The organism is Streptomyces botrytidirepellens, from assembly GCF_003721215.1.
In the GTDB taxonomy this organism is placed as follows: domain Bacteria; phylum Actinomycetota; class Actinomycetes; order Streptomycetales; family Streptomycetaceae; genus Streptomyces; species Streptomyces himastatinicus.
The window spans coordinates 1-6,453 of record NZ_RIBZ01000133.1 but is presented as its reverse complement, the minus strand read 5'-3'; the positions used below and the strand labels follow the sequence as shown (position 1 = coordinate 6,453).

The window sequence follows — 6,453 nt, the reverse complement described above, 5'->3', positions numbered from 1 at the left end:
ACCGACCGGGTACGGATCAGCGACCAGCCCACCTCGGCGGGCGATACGTCCGGGTCGGAGGCCACCCTTTCGGCCAACGCCCGTGCCTGACCCCGTAACGCCGCGGCGTTGTGTCCCGACACCACCCACGGCACGACGCCGACGTCATCGGTGTCCGGTCGCGTGACGTCCTGCTCCGCTAGCTTCGGCGCCTCCTCCAGGATCAGATGGGCGTTGGTGCCGCTGATCCCGAAGGAGGACACGCCCGCGCGGCGCGGACGGTCGTCCGCGGCCCAGACGACCTGTTCGGTCAGCAGCCGCACATCACCGGCGGTCCAGTCCACATGCGGCGACGGCTCGTCGATGTGCAGGGACCGCGGAAGCACCCCGTGCCGCATCGCCATCACCATCTTGATGACACTGGCCACCCCGGCGGCGGCCTGGGTGTGCCCGAGGTTCGACTTGATGGAGCCGAGCCACAGCGGCCGACCGTCCGGCCGGTCCTGCCCGTACGTGGCCAGCAGCGCCTGCGCCTCGATCGGGTCGCCGAGCGTCGTCCCGGTGCCGTGCGCCTCGACCGCGTCCACCTCGCGGGGCGCCAGCCGGGCGTTGGCGAGCGCCTGCCGGATCACCCGCTGCTGCGAGGGACCGTTCGGCGCGGTCAGCCCGTTGCTGGCCCCGTCCTGGTTGACCGCCGAGCCTCGGATGACCGCCAGCACCCGGTGGCCGTTGCGCCGCGCGTCCGACAGCCGCTCCAGCACCACCAGCCCGACGCCCTCGGAGAAGCCGGTGCCGTCGGCGGCCGCCGCGAATGCCTTGCACCGGCCGTCCGGTGACAGGGCGCGCTGACGGGAGAACTCGGTGAAGCCCCCCGGTGTCGCCATCACCGTCACCCCGCCGGCCAGGGCGAGGGTGCATTCGCCCTGCCGCAGCGCCTGCGCCGCCATGTGCGTCGCCACCAGCGATGACGAACACGCCGTGTCCACCGTGACCGCGGGCCCTTCCAGCCCGAAGGAGTACGACACCCGGCCCGACACCACACTGCCGAGGTTTCCGGTGGCGACATAGCCCGCCGCGTCGCTGGTCGTCTGCCCGATGAGCGACAGATAGTGGTACGAGTCCACTCCCGCGAACACCCCGGTGTCGCTCCCGCTCAGCGTGTCCCGGCCGAGACCGGCGCGCTCGAACGCCTCCCACGCCGTCTCCAGAAGCAGCCGCTGCTGCGGGTCCATCGCCGCGGCCTCGCGCGGGCTGATCCCGAAGAAGTCGGCGTCGAAATCGGCCACATCGCGGAGGAAGCCACCCTCCCGGGCGCTGCTCGTCCCGGCCCGCTCGGGATCCGGGTCGTAGAGGCCGTCCAGGTCCCAGCCGCGGTCCTCGGGAAAGGACGAGATGACGTCCGCCCCGTCGCTCACCACGCGCCACAGATCCTCCGGAGAGGCCACGTCACCGGGGAAGTGGCAGGCCATCCCGATGATGGCGATGGGCTCCCGGGCCCGCTCGTCGGCCTCGCGCAACTGCCGTTTGGCCAGGCGAAGATCGGCGGTGGCCCGCTTCAGGTAGCTGCGGAGCTTCTCGTCGTCCGTCATGTCACATCAACCCGATCGTCACGGCCGTCTGGATTCATCGGAAAGGCATCCATCGGAAAGGCATCCATCGGAAGGCGGGGATGGTCAGCGGAGACTGTCGTCGAAGGGGGCGTTCAGTTCGCCGTCGAGCACCTGGAACAGCTCCTCGTCGGTGGCCGAGTCCAGGTCGTCCTCGGCGGACACCTCTTCACCATCGCCGTCCACCCTGCGCAGCAGCTCCCGCAGCCGCCCGGCGATCCGCGTCCGCTGCTCCGGGTCGTCGGCCACGGTGCCCAGGGCCGCGCCGATGGCGTCCAGATCGGCGAGCAGGGAGCCGGTCCGGGCGGCCCCGGCCGGGACCAGCAACTCGTCCAGCAGCCGGACGACCGCGGTGGGCGTGGGGTGGTCGAACACCAAAGTGGCGGGCAGCCGCAGCCCGGTGGCGGCGCCGAGCCGGTTCCGCAGCTCGACCGCGGTCAGGGAGTCGAAGCCGAGTTCCCGGAAGTTCTGCGCGGGGTGGATGGACTCCGCCGCGTCGTGGCCCAGCACGGTCGCGGTATGGCCGCGCACCAGCCTGAGGAGCGCCTGCTGCCGGTCCTCCTCGGAGAGCGCCGCGAGCGACTGCGCCGGGTCCGCGGCGGACACCCCGGCCGCTTTGGCGGCGGCCTGCGACGTGCCGCCGCGCACGAGGGTGCGGAAGAGGGCCGGTGGTTCGGTGTCCCGGGCCTGGCGGCGCAGGGTGGCCAGGTCCAGGCGGATGGGCGCCAGCGTGGGCAGACCACTGGCGAGGGCGATGTCGAGCAGCGCGAGCCCCTGCTCGGTCTCCAGTCCCACGATGCCCGCCCGCGCCAGCCGGGCCCGGTCGGCGTCGGTCATGTCGCCGGTCATCCCGGTGGCCTGCTCCCAATAGCCCCAGGCCAGGGAGGTCGCGGGCAGGCCCTGGGCGTGGCGGTGCTGGGCCAGGGTGTCCAGGAAGGCGTTGGCTGCCGCGTAGTTGCCCTGCCCCGCGGCGCCGAGCAGCCCGGCGGCGGCGGAGAACAGCACGAACGCCGAAAGCCCCAGGTCCCGGGTCAGCTCGTGCAGATTCCACGCCGCGTCCGCCTTCGCCCGCAGGACGTCATCGACCTGGGCGGGCGTCAGCGCCTCGACCGTGGCATCGCGCAGCAGCCCGGCGGCATGGACCACCGCGGTGAGCCGGTGGCGCTCGGGAACGGACTCCAGCAGCTTGGCGAGGGCCGCCCGGTCCGCGGTGTCACACGCGGCAAGGGTGACCTGTGCGCCCAGTTCGCCCAGCTCCGCCGCCAGTTCGGGAGCCCCTGGCGCGTCCGGCCCCCGGCGGCTGACCAGCAGCAGCCTCCGTATGCCGTGGCGGGCCACCAGGTGGCGGGCGGTGGCGGCCCCCAGGGTGCCGGTGCCACCGGTGATCAGGACGGTGCCCTCCGGATCGAGGGCCTGGGGAATCGCCAGGACGATCTTGCCGATGTGGCGCGCCTGGCTGAAGTGGCGGAACGCCTCGGGAGCCCGGCGGACGTCCCACACCGTGGTGGGCAGGGGATCCAGCGTTCCGTCCTCGAACAGCGCCGACAGCTCGGCCAGCATCTGCTGGATACGGTCCGGACCGGCACCGCCGACGAGGTCGAACGCACGGTAGACGACCCCGGCGTGCTCGGCGCCGACCTGGGCGGGGTCACGGATGTCGGTCCTGGCCATGTCGATGAAGCGACCGCCGGGCGCCAGCAGCCGCAGCGACGCGTCCACGAAGTCGCCCGCCAGCGCATTGAGCACCACGTCGACGGACCCGGCGGCCTCGCGGACCCGGTCCTCGAAGTCGAGCGCGCGGGAGGAGGCGATGTGGCGGTCGTCGAAGCCACGGGCCCGCAGCGCGTGCCACTTGCCGGGGCTCGCGGTGGCGTACACCTCGGCCCCCCAGTGCCGGGCCAGCTGCACGGCCGCCAGCCCGACCCCGCCCGTGGCCGCGTGCAGCAAGAGCTTCTCCCCGGAGCGCAGTCCCGCGAGGTCGGCCAGCCCGTAGTACGCGGTGAGGAAGGCCGACGGGATGGTCGCCGCCTGCGCGTACGACCAGCCGTCCGGCATCCGGGTGATGAGCCGACTGTCGGTGATGACGAGCGGCCCGGTGCCGTTGAACAGACCCATCACCCGGTCACCCACGGCGAACCGGTCGGCGTCCGGACCCACTTCGACCACCACGCCCGCGCCGTCGCCACCGAGCGGCCGGGGGTCCTCCACCATGCCCAGCGCCACCACGACGTCATGGAAGTTCACCCCGCCCGCGTGCAGCGCCACCCGCACCTCGCCGGGGCCCAGCGGGCGCGTGTTGTCCGGGCAGTCGACCAGGGCGAGATGATCCAGGCTGCCGTGCCCGGTGAGCCCCAGCCGCCACGCCGCAGGGCCATCGGGCGGGGTGAGCCGCCCGGCGGGCTCGTCATGGGCGAGCCGGGCCACGTACGCCTGCCCGGCGCGCAGCGCGATCTGCGGCTCGCCCGAGCCGACCGCGCCCGCCACCGCGCGCGGCGAAAGCTCATGCTCATCCAGGTCGAGCAGCAGCACCCGGCCGGGGCTCTCCGACTGCGCGCTGCGCACCAGACCCCAGGCGGCGGAGGCGGGCAGGTCGTGGATGTCGTCATGGCCGTGGGTGGCCACCGCGCGCCGCGTGACGACGGCCAGCCGGGAGCCGCTGAACTCGGGGGCGGCGAGGAATTCCTGGAGCAGCGCAAGCACTTCGGTGCCGATGCGATGCGTGTGCTCGACCGGGTCGGCGTCCGGGGGAGTGGTGACGGTGGCAAACACGATGTCGGGCGCCGGCGCGCCATCCGCCACGGCCGCCCGGACGGCGTCGAGCCCGGGATGACGAGCCGCGTCGGGCAGGGCGGCGACCAGCGGTTCCGCGTCGGCCCCGAGAACGGCCGTACGGAGCGCCGGGCCCCCTTCGGTCCCGCTCTCGGGCAGGGGCAATGTCATCCAGGCGAGCTGGAACAGCGCGTTGCGGCCCGCGGACCGGGCCCGGCCCAGTCGGGCGTCTTCCGGTACGGGCCGCAGGATCAGATCGTCCACGGTCACCACCGGTGCGCCCACCGGATCGCAGACCCGGAGAGCCAGCCGGTCCGCCGCGGTGGGGGTGATGCGTACCCGCAGGGCGTCGGCACCGGTGGCGTACAGCCGCAGACCGCTCCAGGCGAAGGGGAGCATGACTCGCTGCGCCTCCTCGGACTCGGGGGCGACGTCGAGGGCGCGGGTGTGGAGGGCGGCGTCGAGCAGCGCCGGGTGGATGCCGTACCCGGTGGCGGAGGCGCGTTCGCCCTGGGGCAGCGCCACTTCGGCGTACAGGTGGTCGTCCAGCCGCCATGCGGCGGTGAGCCCCTGGAACGACGGGCCGTAGGCGTAGCCGTGGTCGGCGAGCCGGGCGTAGAAGTCCCGTACGGGCAGCGGTGTGGCTCCCGGTGGCGGCCACGCACCGTCGAGCGCGAGGGGCGCGGCCGCGGGTGAGGGGGCGAGCGCACCGGTGGCGTGCCGTGTCCACGTGGTGTCACCGCTCTCGGCGGCGGGACGGGAATGGATGGTGAGGGAGCGCTCACCGCCGGGGCCGGGGGTGCCGACGACGACCTGCACATCGACCGCCTCGCCGTCCGGCACGACCAGGGGCGCGGCCAGGGTCAGCTCGGACACCTGGTCACAGCCGGTCCGGACGGCGGCGTGGAGGGCGAGTTCGGCGAAGGCGGTTCCGGGCAGCAGCACGGTGTCCAGCACCCGGTGGTCGTTCAGCCACGGGTGGGTCTGCGGGGACAGCCGCCCGGTCAGCAGATGCGTGCCGCCCTCGGCCACCTCCACGGCGGCACCGAGCAGCGGATGCCCGGCGGACATCAGCCCCAGTTCGGCGGGATCCCCACTCGCCCCGCCACGGCGGTCGAGCCAGTAGCGTTCGCGCTGGAAGGCGTACGTCGGCAGGTCGATGACGCGGGGCGCCGGATCGGTGGGGAACCGGCGGGACCAGTCCACCTCGACGCCCGCCGTGAAGGCCTGGGCGAGTGCGCGCATCAGCTGGGCGTGGCCACCGTGGTCGCGGCGCAGGGTGGGGACGGTGGCGGCCTGGACCCCTGCTTCCTCGAACGTTTCCTGCATGCCGACGGTGAGGACGGGATGGGTGCTGGCCTCGATGAACACGCGGTGGCCGTCGTCCAGCAGAGCCCGTAGGGCATCGGCGAACCGCACCCGCTCGCGCAGGTTCGTCACCCAGTACGCGGTGTCCAGACCGCTCGTATCGATCCGGCCGCCGGTGACGGTGGAGTAGAACGTCGCCTCCGCCTGGGCCGGTTCGATACCTGCCAGGAGGTCGGTCAGTTCGTCGGCGATCTCGTCGATCTGGGGGCCGTGTGAGGCGTAGTCGACGTCGATGAGGCGGGCCCGGCCGCCGGTGTCCTGGTATGCCGTGACCGCGTGAGTGACCTGGTCGGGTGGGCCGGACACGACGACGGATCCGGGCCCGTTGACGGCGGCCACGCCGACACCCTCGGCGTGCTCTCCCAGGCCGGTCAGAAAGTGTTCGGCCTGGTCCTGGCCCATGCCGAGGGATGCCATGGCGCCGCGGCCCGCGAGTTTGCGCAGCGCCTGGCTGCGGAGCGCCACGATCCGGGCGCCTTCGTCCAGTGACAGTGCACCGGCCACGACGGCTGCTGCGATCTCGCCTTGGCTGTGGCCGACGACGGCGGTCGGGGTGACGCCGTAGTCGTCCCATACGGCGGCCAGTGACACCATGACGGCCCACAGCACGGGTTGTACGACGTCGACACGGCCGAGGCCGGCGGCCTCGGGGTGGCCGCGCAGGACGTCGGTGAGGGACCAGTCCACGTACGGGGACAGGGCCTGTTCGCACTCGCCGACGCGGGCGGCG

The 6,453-nt window shown here is 73.3% G+C and carries 2 protein-coding genes; both read right to left on the bottom strand.

The genetic code is table 11. The annotated features are described in order from the left end of the window. Positions 1-1,568: type I polyketide synthase (locus EEJ42_RS10185; protein WP_184503018.1), on the bottom strand; the 1,568-nt coding region annotated here is incomplete at its 3' end. Positions 1,569-1,652: 84 nt separating this feature from the next. After that, on the bottom strand, positions 1,653-6,453 hold a 4,801-nt coding region (locus EEJ42_RS10180; RefSeq protein WP_123099639.1), incomplete at its 5' end, for an SDR family NAD(P)-dependent oxidoreductase.